This window comes from Actinokineospora auranticolor (assembly GCF_041897805.1).
GTDB lineage: Bacteria > Actinomycetota > Actinomycetes > Mycobacteriales > Pseudonocardiaceae > Actinokineospora > Actinokineospora auranticolor.
The window spans coordinates 4,604,968-4,625,880 of record NZ_CP154825.1 but is presented as its reverse complement, the minus strand read 5'-3'; the positions used below and the strand labels follow the sequence as shown (position 1 = coordinate 4,625,880).

Here is a 20,913-nt window from a genome sequence, read left to right as displayed (position 1 = left end):
CGCGGTACTCGCGTGTTCCGCAGGCGGGCGGGGGAGTGGGTGCTGGTGCGCCAGCAGGCATCCTTCCCCTTCGATCCCGCCGCCCGCACCGACCTCCCCTTGACTCATCGACACAACCTGCCCCGGCCTGACCTCCGTCCCCGAGTTGTCCACAGGTCCGCTGTCGATCTTCCGGTTTTGTCGGTGCCCGCCGCTGGCATGGATCTCGGGGGCCGGAGGCGCAATGCCACTAACTTAAGCAAGGAGCTGCTATTATTTTCGGGTGGCTCGCGTGGTGCAGGTTCGTGGTGGTGTCGTTGATTCGTCGGCTGTTCGGTTGACCGATCGGATCTCGTTGGGTGTGTTGGCGGAGGTTTTTCCTCGAGATGTGATCGAGGATGTGTTGAACGAGACGGGCCGTCGCGAGTTGCGGTCTCGGTTGCTTCCCGCGCATGTGGTGGTGCGGTTTTGTTTGGGGATGTGCCTGTTTTTCGATGATGATTACGAGGAGGTGATGCGGAAGCTTGTTGGGTCGTTGCGGTCTGTGGGTTCGTGGCGTGGTGAGTGGAATGTTCCCTCGACGGCGGCTATTTCCAAGGCTCGGAAGCGGTTGGGGGTCGAGCCGTTGAGTCTGTTGTTTGAGCGGGTCGCTGTTCCGGTGGCGGGGCGGGGCGCCACAGGGGCGTGGTTGGCGTCGCGTCGGTTGATGGCGATGGATGGGTTCTCCGTGGATGTTCCGGATACGCCCGAGAACGCGGCGGAGTTCGGTCGACAGCGTAATCAGTCGGTCGAGTCCGCGTTTCCGCGGGCGTTGATGATCGTGTTGGGCGAGTGTGGTTCCCGCGCGATCGTGGGGGCCGCGATCGCCGGGTGTCTGACCAGCGAGAAAACTCTCGCGAGAGACATCATCGGGTCTGTCGAGCCGGACATGCTGGTGATCGCCGATCGGGGCTTCTACGGTTTCGATCTGTGGAACGAGTTCCGTCGTACTGGCGCTGACCTGCTGTGGAGAGTGAGTTCGGCTGTCACGTTGCCGGTGTTGGAGTGGTTGCCCGACGGTTCGTATCGCTCGATCCTGGTCAGTTCGGCCGTGCGCCGAGGGCGCCGGGATCGGCTGATCGAGAAGGCCCGCCGCGGCGAGGATTGTCGTTCCGAGGATGCGCAACCGGTTCGGGTGGTCGAATATCAGGTTCCCGACCGGGCGGGTGACGGGGCAGCCGAGGTCGTGTGCGTGGTGACGTCGATTCTCGACCCGGCCGAGGCGACTGCCATGGAATTGGCTCTCGCCTACCATGAACGCTGGGAATGCGAGGGTTTGATCGATGAGATGAAGACCCATCAACAAGGATCGGGTAAGACGCTGCGGTCGAGATCGCCCGACATGGTGCGTCAGGAACTGTGGGCGTTCCTGCTCGCACACTATGGCATTCGGCGTTTGATGTGCTCGGCGGCCGACGAGGCCGACGTCGACCCTGATCGACTGTCCTTCATGCGGTCTCTTCGAGTCATCCGACGCCAGGTCCCCGCCGAGGCGGATTTTTCCCCCTGAACGCCAAGCGAGAGCGTTATCGGAGACCCGCGCGGAAATCAACGAGAGACACCTCGCGGCCCGAAGGCACCGAACGTACCCCCGTGTGGCCAAACGTGGACGCCATAAACGCTACCCCACCAAAAAGGGCAAACATCAAGGCGTTCGACATCAGGGTCCGGCCACCATCAGAATCCTCGCACCTAGCCTAAGTTAGTGGCATTGGGCCGGAGGCGTGCCATGGCCGCGATCCGCGCCAAACCCGGTCGCCCTCGAAGCCGGGCCCCTCGGGTACAGGCGGAAGTACGCGAGGCTCCGACTGTCCGATATGGACGATCAGGGGCCGATGCTGTTGGCGGGGTGCAGGTTCCCGTCCGCGCCCGGCAGGCAGGCCGCGGCCCGGGAGTCGGTGCCGAGGAACTCCCCGAGGCACCGGCCGAACTGCTCGTGCCCGGCCTTGTTGGGGTGGAAGGACTCCTGCAGCGCGTGCCCCTCCCGGTTCTCGTCGCTCAGATCGGTCCACCGCACCGACAGCCTGCTGAACCACTCCTCCGCCGGGTTCTCCCGCGCGCACGCCTCCCGCCCCAGGCCCGCCCGGGAGATGTCGAGCAGGCGGGCGCCCGAGTCGCGGGCCGCCTGGCGGACGCCCGCGGTGATCTGCGGTACCGCCGATTCCCGCACCCACCGCAGGTCTTCCACGCGGAACGGGCAGCCGTTGAGGTTGCGCAGCTCCGGGCGCAGGTCGGGGCTGACCGGCGGGGCGTACGACTGCAGCACCAACTGGTAGTCGTCGTTGCCGTAGCCCGCGCGGGTCATGACCGTCCGGATGTCGGCCAGCGCCCGGTTCACCTTCGGCACCATCGCGTCGACGCGGGACTGCCACTGCTCGCCCACACCGGCCGAACAGCTCTTCTTGCCCGCGTCCAGCCACGCCTGCACGCAATCGGACAGCACGTGCGAGAACGCCGGGTCGTCGTTGGCGCCGACCGCGACGAGGATCGCCACGACCCGCTTGCGCTTGGCCAGGTCGCCGAGCCGCTCCGCCTGCGACGGCTCGGTGTACTGCTTGACGTCACCCAGCGCCACCTGCGCGGACGGCGCCCCAGAGCAGGCGAGGTTGATGGTCTCCTCGATGCCGCGCAGTCCGGTGTGGTGGATGGACGCGTTCACCGACCGGTGGCACCAGTCGCCGTCTTTGCCGTCGGTGTCGGGGGTGTAGTCGCCCGCGGCCTCACCCGAAACGGTGCTGTCGCCCAGGGCGACCAGGACCCTGGGCACGCCGGTCGGCGGGCCGGGCGGGGGTTGGGCCGTGGGGAACAGGAAGAAGAACGAGCCCACCATGGCGAGCACGAGGAGCAGGACGGCGGCGTGCCATCGGTACCGCCGCACCATCGCGGTCGAACGCATCATCGCCGTCGAGTTTAGGCCCGCGGCCCACCCGGCGCCGTATCGGGCTACAAGCGGCGCAGCAGCGCCTGCTTGGCCGCGGCGAACTCCTCGTCGGTGAGCACCCCGTCGCGGTGCAGCGCGCCGAGCTCGCGGAGTCTGCGCAGGACGGTGTCCTGGTCCTCGCCGGTCACGGGCTCCTCCGGCAACTCCTCGACGACCTCCGCCACGGGCGCGCGCGGGTGCGCCAGCCGGGCGGTCACCGCGGCGGCCAGCAGCGCCGACGAGGCGACGTCCTTTTTGAACCCCCACAGCTTCAGGCAGTTCGGGTCGTGCTTGGCGGGCAGGCCCACCGACCCCGCCACCGGCCGGAACCGCACCAGTTTGGGCGTCCACTCGACACCGGCCAGGTCCACCACGTGGATGGTGTGCGCGCGCATCGCCTGCTTGACCGTGTCGGCCGCCCACCCCCACTCGATGTGGATCCGCTCGCCGTCGAAGGTGGCGGTGCCGTCCTCGACCGACATCGACAGCGGCACGTGCGGCCCGGGCAGCAGGTACTCCTCCGCCGGGCCGTCGGGGACCTGCGCCACGAGCCGGGCGTCGCGCACGGCCGAGGCGAACGCCGACGCGGTGGCGGAGAACCGGGTGTCCACGGTGAGCCGGTACGGGTCGGCGGCCGGGGGCAGCTGACCGCCGGTGGCCTGCCACAGCGGGTCCGCGCCGTGCCGGGGCCGCAGGCGAAGCGTGCCGTCGCGCCGGTCGGCCTCGAACGCCACCGTGTCGATCGCGGCCAGCGGCACGGTCAGCTCACCCAGGGTCTGCCGCAGCGGGTGCGCCCCGCGCCCCGGGGTGATCCGCACGGATTCGTAGTCGAACTCCCAGGTGCCGTCCTTGCCGATCACCTCGGTCATCCCCAGCACAGCAGCCCCCCGCCTGGTGGTCCCTTGGCGATCACCGTACCGGTCAGGCGGGCACGATCCGCCCGTCGGTCAGCGCGAGGCGCCGGTCGGCGACCCGGTGCACCTGGTCGTGGTGGGTCGCCACCAGCACCGCGGTGCCCTCGCCCGCGACGCGCCGCAGCACGGCCAAGGCGGCGGCGACGCTGTCGTGGTCGAGGTGCGCGGTCGGCTCGTCGGCCAGCAGAACCCGGGGCCGGGGCGCGGCGGCGCGGGCGAGCGCGGCGCGCTGCTGCTGCCCGTACGACACCTCGCCGGGGTAGCGGTCGGCCAGCGCGGCGATACCCAGCTCGGTCAGCAGCTCGTCGACCCGATCGGCCACGGCAGCGCGCCGGTCGGACAGCCGCAGCGGCAGCGCCACGTTCTCCGCCAACGTCAGCTCGTGGGCCAAGCCCAGAGCCTGGGGGAGTACCGCGCAGTCCTGCCACGCGGGGGTCTCGGGCAGCGGGCGGCCGAGGAGTTCGACGGTGCCGGAGTCGGGTTTGTCGAACCCGCACAGCAGCGCGAACAACGCGCTCTTGCCCGAACCGGACCGCCCCGACACGGTCACGACCTCGCCGGGTTCGAGGTCGAGGTCGACGCCGCGCAGCACCTCCAGCGGGCCGTCGGCGTGGTCGAAGACGCGGGTCAGGCCCCGCGCGGCCAGCGCGGTCACGCGGCCTCCCCCTGAACGCGGCCCTCGCGGAGCCGGACGACGCGGGTGCCGATGGCGACCAGGTCGGGGTCGTGGGACGCGGCGACGACCGCGACCCCGGAGTCCGCGAGCCTGCCGAGCACGTCCAGGACCAGCGCGGCCGAGGCCGCGTCGAGCTGGGAGGTGGGTTCGTCGGCCAGCACGACGTCCGGCTCGCGGGCCAGCGCGCAGCCGAACGCCAGCCGCTGCTGCTGCCCGCCGGACAGCGCCGCGACCCGCCACGAGCCGGTGCCGGGGATGCCCAGCCAGTCCAGGATGTCCGGGTCCGCGTCCGCGCGTCCGGCGGACTGGGCGGACGCGCGCAGGTTCTGCGCCACGGTCAGGTGCCCGATCAGGTTGTCCGGCGGCGCCTGGAACACCACCGCGATCCGGTCGCGGCGGGTCTGGCGGCGGGCCCGGTGCCCCAGGCCGCCGACGTCGCGGCCCTGGAGGCGGACCGTCCCGGCGGTGTGCCGGTCGACCAGGCCCAGCACCCGCAACAGCGTCGACTTGCCGGAGCCCGACGGGCCCGCGAGCACGGTGATCCCGTCGGCGGGGACGTCGAAGGACACGTCGGAGACGGCCGGGACGACACCGGTCGGCGTGCGGTAGTCCACGTGCACGCCGCGCAGCTCGTACAAGGGCTCAGCCACGGATCAGCTCCCCGACTCGGGCGGTGGTCACCGAGCGCACCGCGGTCCAGCACACCAGCGCCACGACCACGGCCGCGACACCGGTCGTGGTCGACACCAGCGGCAGCAGGTCCGGCGCGCCCGCGACCGGCCGCAGCCACGGGGACGGGTCCAGCAGCGGCGCCGACACCGCCGCGCACACCACTCCGGCCGCGCTGCCCGCCGCGACCGAGACCCCGGCAAGTCCGCCCAGTTCAGTGAGGTGGCTGGCGACGAGCGTGCGCTGCCGCAGCCCCATCCGCGTCGCGAGCGCCCCGGCCAGCGCGTTCTGCCGCCGCCGCACCTCCACGGCCAGCACCAGCGCCGCGGCGGCGACCACCGCGAGCACCACGCCGAGCGCGGTGACGAAGTCGAACGTCCAGGTCACGGTCAGGAACGGCAGCCCGTCGAGCGCCTTGTCCCGGGACCGCGACTGGAGGTGGTGGATCCCCGCCGCGTCCAGGTCCCTGATCAGGGTGTCCAGCGGCTGGTTGGACCAGATCTGCCACACGTCGACCTGCTTGAGGTCGCGCACGGCCGCGCGGGAGACGACGTAGCCCTGCCCGGTGCCGATCAGCGGGAACGATCCGACCTGTTCGACGGGCTTGACCTGCCCGAGCCGGGGCAGCGTCGTGGTCGCCTCGGGGGTGCGGCCGACGCGCAGCGCCGGGACCGGGCCCCCGGTACCGCCGAGGACGTCGAGCTGCGCCTGGGTGTCGGCGGGGTCGCGGTCGCCCAGCCACGCCGAGCGGGTGAAGGTGGCCGGGTCGATCACGAGGTTGATGTTCTGCCCGGTCTTGAGCACGCCGACCAGCGTGGAGTGCGCGGCCAGCGCGGGCGGCAACTGCCCCGAGACCCCGACGCGCGTCGGGATCAGCGCGGCCGACTCGGCGCCGACGAACAGCCCGGACTTGGTGTCCAGCGCCGCGCGCTGCGCGTCGGCCACCCCGACGCCCACGGTCAGCGTGCCGACCGCGAGCGTGCCCACCAGCAGGATCCCGACCACCGAACCCGCCGCGGCGGCCAACCTGCGCAACGCCAGCTGCGCGGCGGGCACCCGCCACAGCCGCACCCGGTGCGCCGCGCGCAGCCCCCAGCGGGCCAGCCGCACGGTCACCAGCGCGACGGTCAGCACGACCAGCAGCGGGAACGCCAACCCGACCGCGTCCGCGGTCTCCGGCAGCGGCTGCCCGAACGCCAACTTCGTGGGCGTCGACTCCCGCCGCGCCCAGGCCAGGTACGCCAGGACGGCGGTGATCAGCTCCCACGGCACCAGCCGCCACGCCCGCGCCGACCGACGGGCCGCGCCGGTCTGGAAGGCGCGGTGCGCGCGCGTCGCCGCCACGGCGCCGACGACCACGAGCGCGGCGACGAACACCCCGCCCGCCACGGCGGAGGCGAGCGCACCGGTGCCGTCGGTGAGGTCGGAGGACGGCGCGTACCAGGGCAACGCGAGTCGAGCCGCCGCCAAACCCGCGCCCGCGCCGACCAGCAGCGGCAGCGCCAGTTCCAGCACCGCGCGCCACCCGAGCGCGACCGGCCCGGCACCGCGCGCCCACAGCAGCCGCAGCTCGGCGTGGCGCCGCTGGAACCACTGCACGGTCACCGCGCCGACACCCGCGAGCCCGACCAGCAGGCTGATCACGGTCAACGGCAGCACCGCCGACCAGACCGTGTCGCTCGCCGCGCGCGCCACCTCGACCGGCTTGGCGAAGTAGTTCGCGGCGATCACGAACCGCGCCTTCTCCTCCGCCCGCAGGGTCCCGACGACGCCGTCGAGCATCCGCTTGCCCCGGTCGACCAGCGCGGCGGCCTCCTCGGTGGTCGCGGGCAGCCGCTCGACGGGGAAGCGCGCGCTCACCGCGGCGGCGTTGTCGCTGAGCGAGTCCATGTGCTCGGTGAACTCCCGCAGCGACGGGAACCAGATGGGCGCGGCGGTCGCGCCCTCGGTGGCGAGCGGGTTGGGCACCACGCGCTGCTGCTCGGAGCACCAGTAGTCGGGGACGGGCTCGGCGATGTCCGCGTAGATCGCGGTGACCGGCGGCAGCGTGCCGTTCAGGCCCCGGTCACCGAGCTTGATCCCCGCGTCGTCGGCGATGCTCTTGGGCACCCAGAGGCCGTCCTGGCCGCCGCCGGAGAGGACCTTGAGGTTGTCCCGGGCGCCGTCGCGGTAGGCGAACTGCGACCACGGGTGCGGACCGTTGAAGTCCCACTGACGCACCGGCGAGTAGACCGCGCCGACCAGGGTGGGGAACCCGTTCGCCCGACCGCTGTCCCGGGCCAGGGCGAGGATCCGGTTGGCGTCGGCCACGGTGACCTTGTTGCCGTCGATCACCGGCGGCACGGTCTGCGGGCACAGGCGCCCGGCCTGGTAGCCGACCGCGGCGCTGCCCGCCGAGTCCGCGTGCAGCACGGCCGCCGCCCCGACGAAGCTGAGCAGCAGCGCCGCGACGAAGGCCACCAGCACGGTCAGCGGACCGGACACCGCGGCGCGCGGGGCGGCTCTCCACGGCAACTGCATGGGGCCGGACGCTACCGGCCGCCGTGCGCGGGCGTGCGCACGGCAACCGAACCGATACCGCCGGATCCCCGCTGGTCACAACGGGTGCGGAGGTGATCACTGGGGGAACAGGTAGAACAGCGTCCCGGTCGAGACGTCGGCGGTGGCGTCGATGCCCTCGCCCTGCTGGTAGTCCAGGAACTGGAGCTGTCCGGTGGACCCGGAGTAGCGGCCGACGATGGCGTGGCCGGTCCCGTCGGCCCGGGTGAACGCGATGGCGAACTGCTTGTCCTGGTCGTCGCCGTAGGCGGCCATGGTCGCGCCGACGTCGGCGAAGGAGAGCAGGGTGTGCGACTGCGCGTTGAGCCCGGCGGCGCGGTAGAGCGCCTCGATCTCCGCGAGCGGTGCGCCGCCCGCGATCTGCATCATCTCGGTGGTGGTGATGACGGAGTCGACGTCGGTGTCGAGCAGCGCGGCGGCGGTGACGTAGTAGCAGTTGTCGTCGAGGGCGTAGGTGTTGGTGACCCGCGCGGGGTCCCAGTCCATCGGTTCCACGCCGTCGTCCGAGGTGTCCATGGCCTCGACGCCCGTGGTGGTGGTCGTCGTGGTCTGCGCGTAGAGCTGGTTCCACTCGGGCTGGCTGACGCGGACGTACCAGGTCTGCCCGTTGCTCGGGTCGACCCAGGTGAAGGTGAACAGGGGACTGGCGGCGAAGGACGCCGCCGTGACGCCCGCCGACTCGAGCACGCCCCGCCACTGGGCGGCGTCGGCCTGCTGGGCGCCGTCGAAGTTGCCGGTCTGCGAGAACTGCATGGCGTGACCTCTTCCTCCACGGTGGTGAGGAAACAAGGTCTACTGACCGGCCGGGGTGACCGGCGGTGGCGCCGGGTCGGTGGGGCGTGCGGGGAAAGCCGCCCGAACGGGCGGTCCGGGGTGCCCGCGACGGGACACCCCGGACCGGTGATCCGGTGGTGCTCGGTTACAGCGGACGGCGCTCGTTGCGCGGCTCGGCGCGGTCGAGGTCCGTGATCGGGAGGTCGGTCACGCCGTCGGTGGCGGCGCGAGCGGTCGCGGGCGTCCCGCTGACCCCGGCCCAGCGGCGCAGGTCGGCGGTGGCCTTGTCGCGCTCGGCGGCCACCAGCGCGCCGATGTTCGCGCCGTGGTTGGCGCCGGGCGCGGTGTAGACCTGCGAGTCGCGGCGGCTGGGCACGAACTGCTCGGCGCCCCACGGGTCGTTGGCGCCGTACACGAACAGCATCCGCTCGGAGCGGGTGCGCACCCAGTGGTCGACGTCGACCATCGGCCGCGCGTCGTGCCGCGAGCGCAGCTCCGGCGGCAGGCTGGAGTTCGCCTGGTACAGACCCGGGTAGCGGAGCAGGCCGCGCAGGTGCTCGAACTTCGGCTGCGGCCAGCCCAGCTGGGTCGCGGCCTGGTAGAAGTACGGCGCGTACGGGGTGATGCCCTGGTCGGCGTAGAAGGCGAACCCGGCGGTGGCGTCGATGAACGCGTACAGCTCGTCATCGGTGGCGGTCTTGGCGGGCACGGTCACGCAGTCCGCCTGCAGCGAGTACTGCCAGAACGCCCACCCGGTGTCGAGGATGGTCATCTCGTAGGCGCGGTCGATGGAGCCGAGCACACCGGTGAACGTCCAGCCCGCCTTGTCCGCGGCGGCCTGGTACTTGGCGACCATCGAGGTGCGCCGCTTGAGCGCTTCCTTCTGCACGTCCTCCAGGCGGGTGCGGCACGCGGGGTCGGTGCCGACGGTCTGGAAGAACTTGTCGTAGGCGCGGTCACTGGGGTTGTTGACGTCGCTGGGGGCCACGTAGGCGACCACGCCGTTGACGTCGTCGGGGTAGAAGCGGCGGTGGTAGACCGAGGTCATGCCGCCCTTGCTGGCCCCGGTGGAGATCCACTTGGCCGGGTAGACCCGCTTGAGCGCGGAGACGATCCGGTGGTGGTCGGTGGCCGCCTGCCAGATGTCGAGGTCGTCCCAGTCGGCCGGGTCGGGCCGCGACGGGCTGAAGAACCGCTGCTCCACCGAGATCTGGTTGCCGTCGATGAGCCGCGTCGGCTCGGAGCGGAACGCGGTGGTGGGCATGTTGTAGCCGGTGGTGTGCAGCACCACCGGGCGGGAGGTGTCCTTGTGCAGCAGCTGGAACCGCTGCTCGAAGGTCGCCCCCTTGGGCCGGTGGTGGTCCACCGGCTGCTTGAAGGTGAGCAGGAAGAAGCGGTAGCCCTCGGGCGGGGTCGCCGACTCCGAGACGATGGTCAGCCCGGGGATGGCCCGGAGCCGGTCGGCGATATCGGTGCTGTGGCCACTGGTCGCCACCTGCGGTTCGGGTGCGGCCTGCGCCGGGATGGCCCCGGCGGTGAGGCCCACGGCCGCGGCGGCCGCCAAGCCCGCCACCAACGCCCGTCTGCTGCGGATGAGCACGCCGTAACTCCTCGATCACTGGCCGCCGCCGCGGCGGCCGGGTGGTGGAGTCTTGCGCACCCGCCCCGATGTCGGAAACCCGCTGACAACTGCCCCACGACACCTGTCGGGCGCCGTTCGGTAGCCCGCCGTGCCCGCCCGCCGGGAACGGGGTCGGCCGATCGGGTGCGTCGGCGAACCGGGCTGGCCCGCGGCGGTGACGGGATGCCGCCATTGGCGGCGATTTACCGGAAACCGCGTTTGATGGTCGATGGTGGTGGGTATGAGGTACTTCGGCGGAGCGTGTTCGTTGTTCATGGGGGGCTCACGACATGCGATCAACAGCGCAGGGGATGCGGTCCGGCCGGAGAGACGGCGTGGAGGACACGCACTGGCGGTGGTGGTGGTTCGCCGTTCGGTCGGCCTACGCCTGGTAATCCGGGTGGGTGCGCCAAAACGCCTGTCCTGACTCCGACAGGGTCGTGATCGGGTCGTAGTACGGGTGGCGGCGGTCCAGGAACGTGTCGTCGGCCTCGTCGCGCTCGGTTCCGGCCCGGTAGTTCTTCGTCCAGTACGACACACCCAGTTCCCGGTCGTACTCGGCGACCTGGTGCACCCAGCGCTTCCCCACGTACGGCACGTCGCAGATGATGCGCGGGGTGGCGTAGCCGGGCAGGTAGCCCATGATCGCGTGCTGCAGCTCCTGCGCCTCCCACACCGCCACCCGCCAGTGCTCGGCGTTGGGGATCATGTCGCACATGTAGAAGTAGTACGGGAGGATGTTCGCCTCCCCCTGCAACGCGAAGCACAGGTCCAGCAGCGCCTCCGGGGTCGCGTTCACCCCCCGCATCAGCACCCCCTGGTTGCGCACGTCGCGCACCCCGACCTCCAGCGCCGTCCGCGCCGCCTCCGCGACCAGCGGGGTCACCGACTGGGCGTGGTTCACGTGCGTGTGGATCGCCAGGTTCACCCCGCGCCGCGCGGCCGTGCGGGCCACCCGCTCCATGCCCTCGACCACCGCGGGCTGGAGCCAGTGCTGCGGCAGCCCGGCCAGCGCCTTGGTCGCGAGGCGGATGTCGCGGACGGTCTCGATGTCCAGCAGCCGCATGAGGAACGACTCGAGCTGCTTCCACGGCACGTTCGCCACGTCGCCGCCGGACACCACGACGTCGCGCACGCCCGGGGTGCGGGACAGGTACTCGATCATCCGGTCCTGCCGGTCCACCGGCTTGAGCGCGAGCCGGTGCTTGTCGACCTGAGCCGTCGAGTTGCCGACCAGGTCCATCCGCGTGCAGTGGCCGCAGTACTGGGGGCAGGTGGACAGCAGCTCGGCCAGCACCTTCGTCGGGTACCGGTGCGTCAGCCCCTCGACGACCCACATCTCCGCCTCGTGCAGCGAGTCGCGCGTCGAGTGCGGGTGGCTCGGCCAGCGCGGGTCGCGGTCGGTGCGCACGGGGAGCATGTACCGGCGCACCGGGTCGGCGAGGAACGCGTCGGTGAACTCGCCGGGGGCCGCGTCCGGTGCCATCGTGTTGAGCATCTGCGGCGGCAGCAGCATCGACATCGTCGCCATCTCGGCCTGGTCGGCGGCCAGGTCGGCGTAGAACGACTCGGCCAGCAAACCGCCGACGACCGCGCGCAGCTGCCGTTCGCTCTTCACGCAGTGCGCCCGCTGCCACTGGGCGTCGCGCCACTGCGCCTCGGTCACCCCGGCCCAGCCGGGGAACCGCCGCCAGTCGGGTTCCACCAGCTCGCGGCGGACGTACTCGTACGGCTGGTGGCCGGTGACGACGGCCTGGCGGGCCTCGTGCACCACCCGAAGATCGCGGGTCGCAGTCATATTCGCTCCTAGCCGCTAGTGGGGCGTGAAGATATGCTGCCAGAACGATAGAGTGCCGTAAATCTTACGGGTAGTGCCAGTGTGGCGCAGCGAGGAGGACGGGTGGAGACGGCTCACCCCATCGGGTCGCCCTACGGCCTGCACCGGGTCCTCGACCCGGTCGGCGTCCTGCCCCAGCAGGCCCGCCGCCTCGACCCCGACCCGAGCCCGTACGCCGACGAGGTCGTGGTCGACGTCGAACGGCTCAACCTCGACGCCGCCTCCTACCGGCAACTGCGCGAGCAGCACGGCACCGGCGACGCCGTGCGCGCGGCGGTCCTGGCGATCGTCGCCGAGCGCGGCAAGATGCAGAACCCGGTCACCGGCTCCGGCGGCATGCTGCTCGGCACCGTCCGCGCCGCCGGCCCGGACTCCCCGCTCGGCCTCGCACCGGGCGACCGGATCGCCACCCTCGTCTCCCTCACCCTCACCCCGCTGCGGATCACCGACGGCCTCGCCGACTGGGACGGCCGCGCCGAGCAGGTCCCGTGCCGCGGCACCGCGGTGCTGTTCGGCCGCTCCATCGCCGCCGTGCTCCCGGACGACCTGCCCGACGCGCTCGCCCTGTCCGTCCTCGACGTCTGCGGCGCCCCCGCGCTCACCGACCGCGTCGTGCGCGAGGCCGGGGGAGCGCCCGCGGTCTGCGTCCTCGGTGGCGGCGGCAAATCCGGCTCCCTGTCGCTGGCCGCCGCCCGCCGCGCCGGGGCCGGGCGCGTCGTCGCGCTCGTCCCCACCGAGACCGAGGCCACCGCGGTGCGCGCGGCGGGCCTGGCCGACGAGGTCGTCATCGCCGACGCCCGCGACCCCGTCGCCGTGGCCACCGCCGTCGGCGCGCCCGTCGACGTCACCGTCGTCTGCGTGGACGTGCCCGGCTGCGAGCACGGCGCGATCATGGCCACCGCCGACGGCGGCACGGTCGTGTTCTTCTCCATGGCCACCTCGTTCGCCGCCGCCGCGCTCGGCGCCGAGGGACTGGCCGCCGACGTGCGGATGCTCGTCGGCAACGGCTACGTCCCCGGCCACGCCGCCTTCGCGCTCGAGCTGCTGCGAGCCGAGCCCGGCGTGCGGGACCTGTTCACCGCCCGAGAGACTGACCGGTCGTGAGCACCACCCTTCTGACCGGCGGCCGGATCCACTCCCCGGCCGACCCCGACGCCACCGCCATCGCCGTGCAGGACGGGGTGGTGGTCTGGCTCGGCCAGGACTCCGTCGGCCGCGCGCTGCACCCCGACGCCGACACCGTCGACCTCGGTGGCGCCTTCGTCGCCCCCGCGTTCGTCGACGCCCACGTGCACGCCACCGCCACCGGCCTGCTGCGCACCGGTCTCGACCTCACCGCCGCCGCGTCCCTCGCCGACTGCCTCGCCGCCGTCACCGCGTACGTGCGCGAGAACAACCCCGCCGTCGTCTGGGGTCACGGCTGGGACGAGACCGCCTGGCCCGAGCACCGCCCCCCGACCCGCGCCGAGCTCGACGCCGCCGCGGGCGGGACCGCCGTCTACCTCTCCCGCGTCGACGTGCACTCCGCCGCCGTGTCCACCGCCCTGCTCGACCTCGCCCCCGGGGTCCGCGACGCCGACGGCTACCACCCCGACGCCCCCCTCACCCGCGACGCCCACCACCGCGCCCGCCGCGCGGCCCGCGACGCCATCACCCCCGACCAGCGCGCCCAGGCCCAGGACGAGTTCCTCCGGCACGCCGCCGCCATGGGCATCGTGTCCGTGCACGAGTGCGCGGGCCCCGACATCTCCGGCGCCGAGGACCTCGCCGACCTGCTCGCCCGCGCGGGCGGCGACCGGCCCGAGGTCGTCGGCTACTGGGGCCAGCTCGGTGGCGCCGACCTCGCCGTGCGCCACCGCGTCCGCGGCCTCGCGGGCGACCTGTTCGTCGACGGCGCGCTCGGCTCCCGCACCGCCGCCCTGTGCGACCCCTACACCGACGCGGACACCTCCGGCGCCCTCTACCTCGACGCCGAGACCATCGGCGACCACCTGGTGGCCTGCACCGAGTCCGGTTTGCAGGCCGGGTTCCACGTCATCGGCGACGCCGCCGTGGCCGAGGTCGTCGCCGGGTTCGCCTTCGCCGAGAAGCGCGTCGGCCTGCCCGCGCTCGCCGGTGCCCGCCACCGCCTCGAACACCTGGAGATGGTCACCGAGGAGCAGGCCGAACGGCTCGGCCAGTGGGGTGTGGTCGCCTCCGTGCAGCCGCAGTTCGACGCGTTCTGGGGCGGACCGGACGGCATGTACGTCGACCGACTCGGCCCCGAGCGCGGCATCACCCTCAACCCGTTCGCCCGCCTCGCCGCCGCGGGTGTCGTGCTCGCGCTCGGCTCCGACGCCCCCGTCACCCGCCTCGACCCGTGGGCGTCGGTCGCCGCCGCGGTCAACCACCGCACCCCCGGCTCCGGCCTCAGCCCGCGTGCCGCGTTCACCGCCCACACCCGCGGCGGCTGGCGAGCCGCGGGCGTCGACGACGGCCTCACCGGCACCCTCGTGCCCGGCGCCCCCGCCACCTACGCCGTCTGGGACGCCCCCGAGCTGGTCGTCGCCGCACCCGACAGCCGGGTCCGCCGCTGGTCCACCGACCCGCGCTCCCGCGTCCCCGGCCTGCCCCCGCTGCACCCCGGCGCACCCGCCCCCACCTGCCTGCGCACCGTCCTGCGCGGCCGGACCATCCACGACGTCATGTGAGGAGCCCCGGAGATGGCGCTGCTGGACCTCGACCCCGCCGTGGTGGCCACGGCCCGGCGGCTGGCCGCCGAGGCCGCCGCGCCGGTGATCGGGATCGCCCGCTCGCACACCACCGTGTCCGTGGAGCGGGCGACCCTGCGGTTGGCGGGCATCACCGGCGCGGACAGCACCCACCGCGCCAGTGACGTGCCGTGGGTCAACCGGGTCGTGGACACCGTCGCGGCGCACTGCGGCCTCGAACACGGCGTCTGCCTGCCGGTGTTCGACGCGCTGCGCCGCCACGACCTGACCAGCCTGACCGAGCTTGCCGAGGCCACCGCCGCCGGGCAGGTCACCTACGCGCTGCCCACCGGCCGCGACGCCACCCGGGCCGCCAAGGCCGCCCGCACCGCGATCGCCAAGGGCCTGCGCACGGTCGACCGCAACCGCGCCCAACGCGACAAACTCGTCGAACGCCACGGCGACCCGGCCCGCAGGCCGTGGATCTACCTCATCGTGGCCACCGGCGACATCGACGAGGACGTCGTCCAGGCCGCCAACGCCGCCCGCGCGGGCGCCGACATCATCGCGGTCATCCGCTCCACCGGGCAGTCCCTGCTCGACTACGTCCCCGAGGGCGCCACCCACCACGGTTTCGCGGGCACGTACGCCACGCAGGAGAACTTCCGGATCATGCGCGCCGCCATGGACGACGTGTCCAAGGAGGTCGGCCGCTACATCCGCCTCACCAACTACGCCTCCGGGCTGTGCATGCCCGAGATCGCCGTGCTGGCGGGCCTGCAACGGCTCGACATGATGCTCAACGACTCCATGTACGGCATCCTCTTCCGCGACATCAACCCCATCCGCACCTTCGTCGACCAGCGGTTCTCCCGCCAGGTCCACGCCCGCGCGGGCATCATCATCAACACCGGCGAGGACAACTACCTCACCACCGACGACGCCGTGGACGCCGCGCACACCGTCACCGTCTCCCAGCTGCTCAACGAGCACTTCGCGCACGAGGCGGGGCTGCCCGACCACCTCCTCGGCCTCGGCCACGCCTTCGAGATCAACCCGAAGCTGCCCGACTCGTTCCGCCTCGAACTCGCCCACGCCCTGCTGGCCCGCGAGCTGTTCCCCGACGCGCCGCTGAAGTGGATGCCGCCGACCAAGCACATGACCGGCGACGTGTTCAACGGCTACCTGCTCGACGGCTTCTTCAACCTCGCCGGGGTGCTCACCGGCCAGTCGATCCTGCTCGTCGGCATGATGACCGAGGCCGTCGCCACCCCGTTCCTGTCCGACCGCGACCTCGCCTTGGCCAACGTCCGCTACGTCCTCGACGCGGCGGGCGGCCTCGCCGAGGACTTCCGGCCCGCCCCCGACGGGCTCATCGTCAAACGCGCCCACCAGGTCCTGGGCGAAGCCGTCGACCTGCTCGAACGCGTCAAGGCCGACGGCCTGCTCAACGCCATCGCCGAGGGCACCTTCGGTCTGATGAAACGTCCCGCCGACCAGGGCAAGGGCGCCGACGGCGTGATCGCCAAGGCCGACGACTACACCAACCCGGCCGTCGACCTGCTCGAAGAAGGAGCGACCCGATGACCGGCGACACCACGACGGCCAGACACGTGCGCCCTTACGGCGACACCAAGGGCGACGGCATGGTGCAGACCTCCTTCACCCTGCCCGTCCCGCACGGCCCCCGCGCCGAGGGGGCCGCCCTGCTGCTCGCCGGGAAGATGGGCATCGACCCGGCCATGGTCGTGCACTCCCACGCCATCGGACCCGACTTCACCTTCTTCGTCGTCTACGGCTCCGTCCGGCACGTCGTCGACCTCGACGAGGTCGAGGTCATCGAACGCGAGTACCCGCTGCTGCCGCCCGGCGAGGTCAACTCCGCGGTCAAGAAGCTGCTGCGCCGCAAGCTCGTGGTCGTCGGCGCCTGCATCGGCACCGACGCGCACACCGTCGGCATCGACGCGATCCTCAACATCAAGGGCTTCGCGGGGGAGAAGGGCCTCGAGTACTACCGCGAGCTGCGCGTGGTCAACCTCGGCGCCCAGGTCACGGTGCCCGACCTGGTCAAGCGCGCCCGCGCGGAGAAGGCGGACGCGGTGCTGGTCTCCCAGGTCGTCACCCAGCGCGACGCGCACATCCTCAACACCCAGGAGATGTCGGCCGCGTTCCGCGAGGCCATGGGGCAGCGGCGGCCGCTGCTGGTCGCGGGCGGACCCCGGTTCGACCCCCGGATGGCCGCCGAACTCGGCGTCGACCGGGTCTTCAGCCGCGGCACGACCCCCGGTGAGGTCGCCAGCTACCTCACCCACGCCATCTCCCAGCGCAAGGAGGCCGTATGAGTGAACTGGTCGGCACCACCGTGACCCACCGCCGGTACGTCCCCCACGCCCACGCGCACTACGGCGGCGCGCTGGTCGACGGCGCCTACTCGCTGGGCCTGTTCGGCGACGTCGCCACCGAGCTGTGCGTGCGGACCGACGGCGACGAGGGCCTCTTCGCCGGGTACGACACCGTCTCGTTCCTCGCCCCGGTGCGCGCGGGCGACGTCATCGAAGCCACCGCCACCCTGGTCCGCGTCGGCACCCGGTCGCGCGGCGTGGAGTTCGAGGCCCGCGTCGTCTGTCGGGCCGCCCCGGAGCGCGGACCGTCGGCCGCGGGCGTGCTCGACCCGCCCCTTGTGGTGACGCGGGCCAAAGGCACGGTCGTGGTCCCCCAAAAGGTGTAAGACGCCTGAAGTATGCGCCGGGTGAGTGATCTTGAGGCGCGTTGCGGCGAACGGATGTAGCAGAGCTTGCGCCGGATGGGTGGTCGCTGATACCAACCGATATCCAAGCGTGTCCACGTGCGTTGGGAGAGTGCCGACTCCCGCCGCCGCGCGGGCCCCACCACCGCCCGGTCCGCGGTGCGGGACCCGCCCACCCGCATGACGGAGGACCATGCCGACCGAGCTCGTCGAGGTGCAGCGGCACCTCGACCACGCACCGGACCGCGTCTGGGACGTCCTCGGCGATCCCGGGCTCTACCCGCGGTTCGTCCGCGAGGTCGCCTCCGCCGAGACCGTCGCCGCCCCCTCGGACCGCGCCGCCCGCTACCGCGTCCGCTTCTGCCTCGGCCAGGGCGACCCGGTCGCCGACCACGTCGAGGTGCTGGTCAACCGGCCGGGGGAGCACCTGGTGCTGGTCGGCCCGGCCTGGCAGGGCGGCCACCTGTCGATCCGGCTCGACCCCGATGGCGCGGGCACCCACGTGCACGTCGTGCTGTCCCTGCCCGAGACGCTGACCGCGGGCACCGCGATGTCCTCGACCTGGCTGCGCAAGCGGATCCGCAAAGCCCTCGGCCGGGTGGACGACCACCTGTCCGAACGCGTCACCACCGTCTCACCGACACGGCTGGAGCAGACCGCGCGCGGCCAGTCCACGCTGACCGTCGCGCGGATACTGGCCCGCGCGGGTGTCCTGTCCCCGGGCCGACCCGACCGGATCGCCCGGCAGCTCAGCGCCCTGGCCAAGTGGGGCGCCACCCTGGTCGGCGGCTACCGCGCCGCCGCCGCGCGCGTCCCGGACGGCGTCGCGCTGATCGACGAGCGCGGCAAGCTGACCTTCAGCGAGATCGACCTGCGCACCACCCGGCTGGCCAACGGGCTCGCCGAGCACGGCGTCCGCGCGGGCCGCCGGGTCGCGATCATGTGCCGCAACCACGGCGGCCTGGTCGAGGCCACCATCGCCTGCGGCAAGCTCGGCGCGGACGTCCTGCTGCTCAACACCGGGCTCTCCGCCGACCAGGTCGCCGACCTCGTCGAGGCGCACCGGCCCATCGCCCTGCTCGCCGACGACGAGTTCGCGCCGCTGTTCCACCACCTGCCCGCCGCCCTGCCGTGGATCTCCACCTGGACCACCGAACCGGTCGAACTCGCCGTGGACGGCATCATCTCGCGCTCGCGGGCCACCCCGGTCCGCCCGCCGGGCACCGCGGGCAAGATCATCGTGCTGACCTCGGGCACCACCGGCACCCCCAAGGGCGCCCGCCGCCGCAACCCGCCGAGCCTGGGGTCCGCCGCGTCGGTGCTCTCCCGGATCCCGCTGCGGGCGGGGGAGCGGATCATGGTGGCCGCCCCGCTGTTCCACACCTGGGGCCTGGCCGCGGTCCAGCTCGGCATGCCGCTGCACGCCACGCTCGTGCTCCAGCGGCGCTTCGACGCGGAGGCCACGCTCGCCGCGATCGCCGAGCTGCGCTGCACGGCGCTGATCGTGGTCCCGGTGATGCTCCAGCGGATCATGGCCCTGCCGGAGCGGGTCCGCGCCCGCTACGACACGTCGAGCCTGCGGGTCGTCGCCTCGAGCGGTGCGGCCCTGCCCGGTCCGCTGGTCACCGCGTTCATGGACGCCTACGGCGACATCCTCTACAACCTGTACGGCTCGACCGAGGTGTCCTGGGCCAGCATCGCCGACCCCGCCGACCTGCGCGCCGCGCCGACCACCGCGGGCCGCTGCCCGGTCGGCACCCGCGTCGGCATACTCGACGCGGCGGGGGAGCCGGTGGCGCCGGGGGTGGTCGGCCGCATCTGCGTGGCCAACGAGATGCTGTTCGAGGGCTACACCAACGGCACCAGCAACGAGATGCACCACGACCTCATGGTCACCGGCGACCGCGGCTACCTGGACGCGGACAGCCGCCTGTTCGTCTCCGGCCGCGACGACGACATGATCGTCTCCGGCGGGGAGAACGTGTTCCCGCAGCCGGTGGAAGACCTGCTCCTGACCCTGGACGAGGTGGCCGACGCCGCAGTCGTCGGCGTCCCGGACGCCGAATACGGCCAGCGCTTCGCCGCGTACGTGGCGTTGCGACCGGGCGCCCGCCTGGGCGCGACCGCGGTACGGGACTACGTCCACGAACACCTGGAGCGCTTCTCGGTACCCCGCGACGTCTTCTTCGTCCGCAAGGTCCCCCGCAACGCCACCGGCAAAATCATGCGCCGCCGCCTCGTCGAACTCGACTAGCCCCGCGCCGGCGGCGGACCAACCACCCCGCCCCGCCGCCGCCGACGGCCAAGCCGGGACCGCTGTGCACGGCGAACACCCCGAGCAGGCTGGGGCCTCCCCAGTCGTCCCGGTAGCTGTCGGGGTTCGCGTAGTCGACGATCCAGAACTCCGCGACCGCGCGACCGACGAGGTACAGGGCGACCACACCGCCGATGAGCCCGGCGGCGACCCGCGGCGCGCGTCCCCGCCACCGGGGCGACACGATCATCGCCACGACCAGGACCACGAGACCCAGGACGCATGCGGCAACCACGGCAAGGGTGACCTGCGGGCGGGACAGGTCCGCCAAGAAGCCGGTCATCGCGTCGCCCGCGCCTTCCGCACGCGCTGCCGGACGATCAGCGCGAGCCACGGGCCGACCGTGCCGAGCAGGAGCAGCGCCTTGGGGAGATCGGTCGGCGCCCACAGGACGTTGTGCGTCAGACCGCTGGCCAGGCCGACCTTCCGGCAGGCTCCGGACACCAGGAACGCGGCGATCACGAGCACACCGGTCAGGTGCGCGCGGACGCGCAGCCCGCCGGCATGGGCGACGACGTCGACCACGGCGCGTGGGGTGAGCCCGGTGTCCTCGAGCAGGGCGGCGAACTCCTCGCCGTAGCGGTCCCGCCAGGCCTTGGGGTGCAGCGCGACCAGCGCGCGGATCAGGCCCATGACAGCCGGGTCCTTCCCGTCTCGACGATCCGGGACCACCGGCGCAGCTGGTCGGTGAGCGCCGCCACCCCGGGCGCGGTGATCTCGTAGGGCCTGCGGCGGTCCTCGCTGGGCAGCGGGGCGATGAGCCCGAGCTGCTCCAGCTTGGCCAGCGAGCCGTAGAGGGTGCCCGGTCCGAGCTGGATCCCGGTGCGCTCCGCCACGTCCGCGGTGATCGCGTAGCCGTGCTTGGGTCCGTCGCTCAACGCCAGCAGCACCAGCACTCCTGGCTCTCCGAATCGGGCCAACCCGGCCTCGTCCCGTCTCTGCTTCGCCATGCGATATGTCGTATGACGTAGTAACACCAATGATCAACCGATCGTGGCGGCTGAAGCCGTTTATCAGCGCCAGGTGCCCTTGGTCGCGATGCAACCGGTCGCGCGGGTCACGTCGCGCCGCGCGCAACTGGCCCAGCCCGCACTTTCCTATCAATTATTATTGACTATTAACTATCAAGATATTTGGTGATTGGCGAGGTAGGGGGATTGGCCCGGCAAGAGGTG

At 72.4% G+C, this 20,913-nt stretch carries 19 protein-coding genes; 8 read left to right on the top strand and 11 right to left on the bottom strand.

All coding sequences use genetic code 11. The annotated features are described in order from the left end of the window. Nucleotides 1-271: 271 nt before the first annotated feature. Nucleotides 272-1,528 carry an IS4 family transposase gene (locus V5P93_RS20420; protein WP_374066523.1) on the top strand — a complete coding sequence of 419 codons (1,257 nt, stop codon included), beginning with the start codon at nt 272-274 and terminating at the stop codon, nt 1,526-1,528. Between the two features lie 315 nt (nt 1,529-1,843). Here the strand turns inward: V5P93_RS20420 and V5P93_RS20415 are convergent, their stop codons facing one another. The 8 genes from V5P93_RS20415 to V5P93_RS20380 all read right to left on the bottom strand — a co-directional run bounded on the left by V5P93_RS20415 (nt 1,844) and on the right by V5P93_RS20380 (nt 11,949). Then, on the bottom strand, nt 1,844-2,917 hold the full coding sequence (locus V5P93_RS20415; protein ID WP_245931751.1) for a GDSL-type esterase/lipase family protein: 1,074 nt from the start codon (nt 2,915-2,917) through the stop codon (nt 1,844-1,846). A gap of 44 nt (nt 2,918-2,961) precedes the next feature. Continuing rightward, entirely contained in the window at nt 2,962-3,807 is an 846-nt protein-coding gene (locus V5P93_RS20410) for a DUF4429 domain-containing protein (RefSeq protein ID WP_104483124.1), read from the bottom strand. 52 nt (nt 3,808-3,859) lie between these two features. Beyond that, nucleotides 3,860-4,507, bottom strand: coding sequence for an ATP-binding cassette domain-containing protein (locus V5P93_RS20405; RefSeq protein WP_104483123.1), 648 nt, complete (start codon nt 4,505-4,507; stop codon nt 3,860-3,862). Beyond that, nucleotides 4,504-5,178 (bottom strand): ABC transporter ATP-binding protein, encoded by a 675-nt coding sequence (locus tag V5P93_RS20400; RefSeq protein WP_245931750.1) that lies wholly within the window; start codon nt 5,176-5,178, stop codon nt 4,504-4,506. The genes V5P93_RS20405 and V5P93_RS20400 overlap by 4 nt, the downstream gene beginning before the upstream one ends. Beyond that, nucleotides 5,171-7,717, bottom strand: a complete 2,547-nt coding sequence (locus tag V5P93_RS20395; RefSeq protein ID WP_146108376.1) for an ABC transporter permease — start codon at nt 7,715-7,717, stop codon at nt 5,171-5,173. Before V5P93_RS20395 ends, V5P93_RS20400 begins: the two co-directional genes overlap by 8 nt. 96 nt (nt 7,718-7,813) lie before the next feature. Further along, complete coding sequence (locus tag V5P93_RS20390; protein ID WP_104483121.1) at nt 7,814-8,509, bottom strand: hypothetical protein; 696 nt, start codon at nt 8,507-8,509, stop codon at nt 7,814-7,816. Nucleotides 8,510-8,675: 166 nt separating this feature from the next. Then, nucleotides 8,676-10,130, bottom strand: coding sequence for a S28 family serine protease (locus V5P93_RS20385; protein WP_104483120.1), 1,455 nt, complete (start codon nt 10,128-10,130; stop codon nt 8,676-8,678). Nucleotides 10,131-10,533: 403 nt separating this feature from the next. Then, nucleotides 10,534-11,949, bottom strand: coding sequence for a KamA family radical SAM protein (locus tag V5P93_RS20380; protein WP_245931749.1), 1,416 nt, complete (start codon nt 11,947-11,949; stop codon nt 10,534-10,536). A gap of 102 nt (nt 11,950-12,051) precedes the next feature. Between V5P93_RS20380 and V5P93_RS20375 the strand changes: the two genes are divergently transcribed. The 6 genes from V5P93_RS20375 (at nt 12,052) to V5P93_RS20350 (ending at nt 19,678) form a co-directional block, all read left to right on the top strand. Then, a complete protein-coding gene (locus tag V5P93_RS20375) occupies nt 12,052-13,092 on the top strand; it encodes an L-erythro-3,5-diaminohexanoate dehydrogenase (RefSeq protein WP_245931748.1) in 1,041 nt (346 codons plus the stop codon). Next, nucleotides 13,089-14,678 carry an amidohydrolase gene (locus tag V5P93_RS20370; RefSeq protein WP_104483119.1) on the top strand — a complete coding sequence of 530 codons (1,590 nt, stop codon included), beginning with the start codon at nt 13,089-13,091 and terminating at the stop codon, nt 14,676-14,678. Before V5P93_RS20375 ends, V5P93_RS20370 begins: the two co-directional genes overlap by 4 nt. A 12-nt stretch (nt 14,679-14,690) precedes the next feature. Beyond that, a complete protein-coding gene (locus tag V5P93_RS20365; RefSeq protein WP_104483118.1) occupies nt 14,691-16,265 on the top strand; it encodes a lysine 5,6-aminomutase subunit alpha in 1,575 nt (524 codons plus the stop codon). Beyond that, nucleotides 16,262-17,020: an OAM dimerization domain-containing protein gene (locus tag V5P93_RS20360; protein WP_104483117.1), complete on the top strand. Its 759-nt coding sequence runs from the start codon at nt 16,262-16,264 to the stop codon at nt 17,018-17,020. The genes V5P93_RS20365 and V5P93_RS20360 overlap by 4 nt, the downstream gene beginning before the upstream one ends. Further along, the gene (locus V5P93_RS20355; RefSeq protein ID WP_104483116.1) at nt 17,017-17,406 is read left to right on the top strand and encodes a hotdog domain-containing protein; all 390 of its coding nucleotides are present in this window, start codon (nt 17,017-17,019) and stop codon (nt 17,404-17,406) included. The genes V5P93_RS20360 and V5P93_RS20355 overlap by 4 nt, the downstream gene beginning before the upstream one ends. 211 nt (nt 17,407-17,617) lie before the next feature. Beyond that, nucleotides 17,618-19,678: an AMP-binding protein gene (locus tag V5P93_RS20350; protein WP_104483115.1), complete on the top strand. Its 2,061-nt coding sequence runs from the start codon at nt 17,618-17,620 to the stop codon at nt 19,676-19,678. Here the strand turns inward: V5P93_RS20350 and V5P93_RS20345 are convergent. The 3 genes from V5P93_RS20345 to V5P93_RS20335 are packed head-to-tail and all read right to left on the bottom strand — an operon-like array spanning nt 19,647 to nt 20,688. Continuing rightward, nucleotides 19,647-20,021, bottom strand: a complete 375-nt coding sequence (locus V5P93_RS20345) for a hypothetical protein (protein ID WP_181043916.1) — start codon at nt 20,019-20,021, stop codon at nt 19,647-19,649. The two genes, V5P93_RS20350 and V5P93_RS20345, sit on opposite strands and share 32 nt — an antisense overlap. Then, nucleotides 20,018-20,371, bottom strand: a complete 354-nt coding sequence (locus tag V5P93_RS20340) for a hypothetical protein (RefSeq protein WP_104483113.1) — start codon at nt 20,369-20,371, stop codon at nt 20,018-20,020. The genes V5P93_RS20345 and V5P93_RS20340 overlap by 4 nt, the downstream gene beginning before the upstream one ends. Next, nucleotides 20,362-20,688: a PadR family transcriptional regulator gene (locus tag V5P93_RS20335; RefSeq protein WP_104483112.1), complete on the bottom strand. Its 327-nt coding sequence runs from the start codon at nt 20,686-20,688 to the stop codon at nt 20,362-20,364. The genes V5P93_RS20340 and V5P93_RS20335 overlap by 10 nt, the downstream gene beginning before the upstream one ends. A 43-nt stretch (nt 20,689-20,731) precedes the next feature. On the opposite strand from V5P93_RS20335, the gene V5P93_RS20330 reads away from it, so the two are divergent. Then, nucleotides 20,732-20,878 (top strand): hypothetical protein, encoded by a 147-nt coding sequence (locus V5P93_RS20330; RefSeq protein WP_181043915.1) that lies wholly within the window; start codon nt 20,732-20,734, stop codon nt 20,876-20,878. Nucleotides 20,879-20,913: the final 35 nt, after the last annotated feature.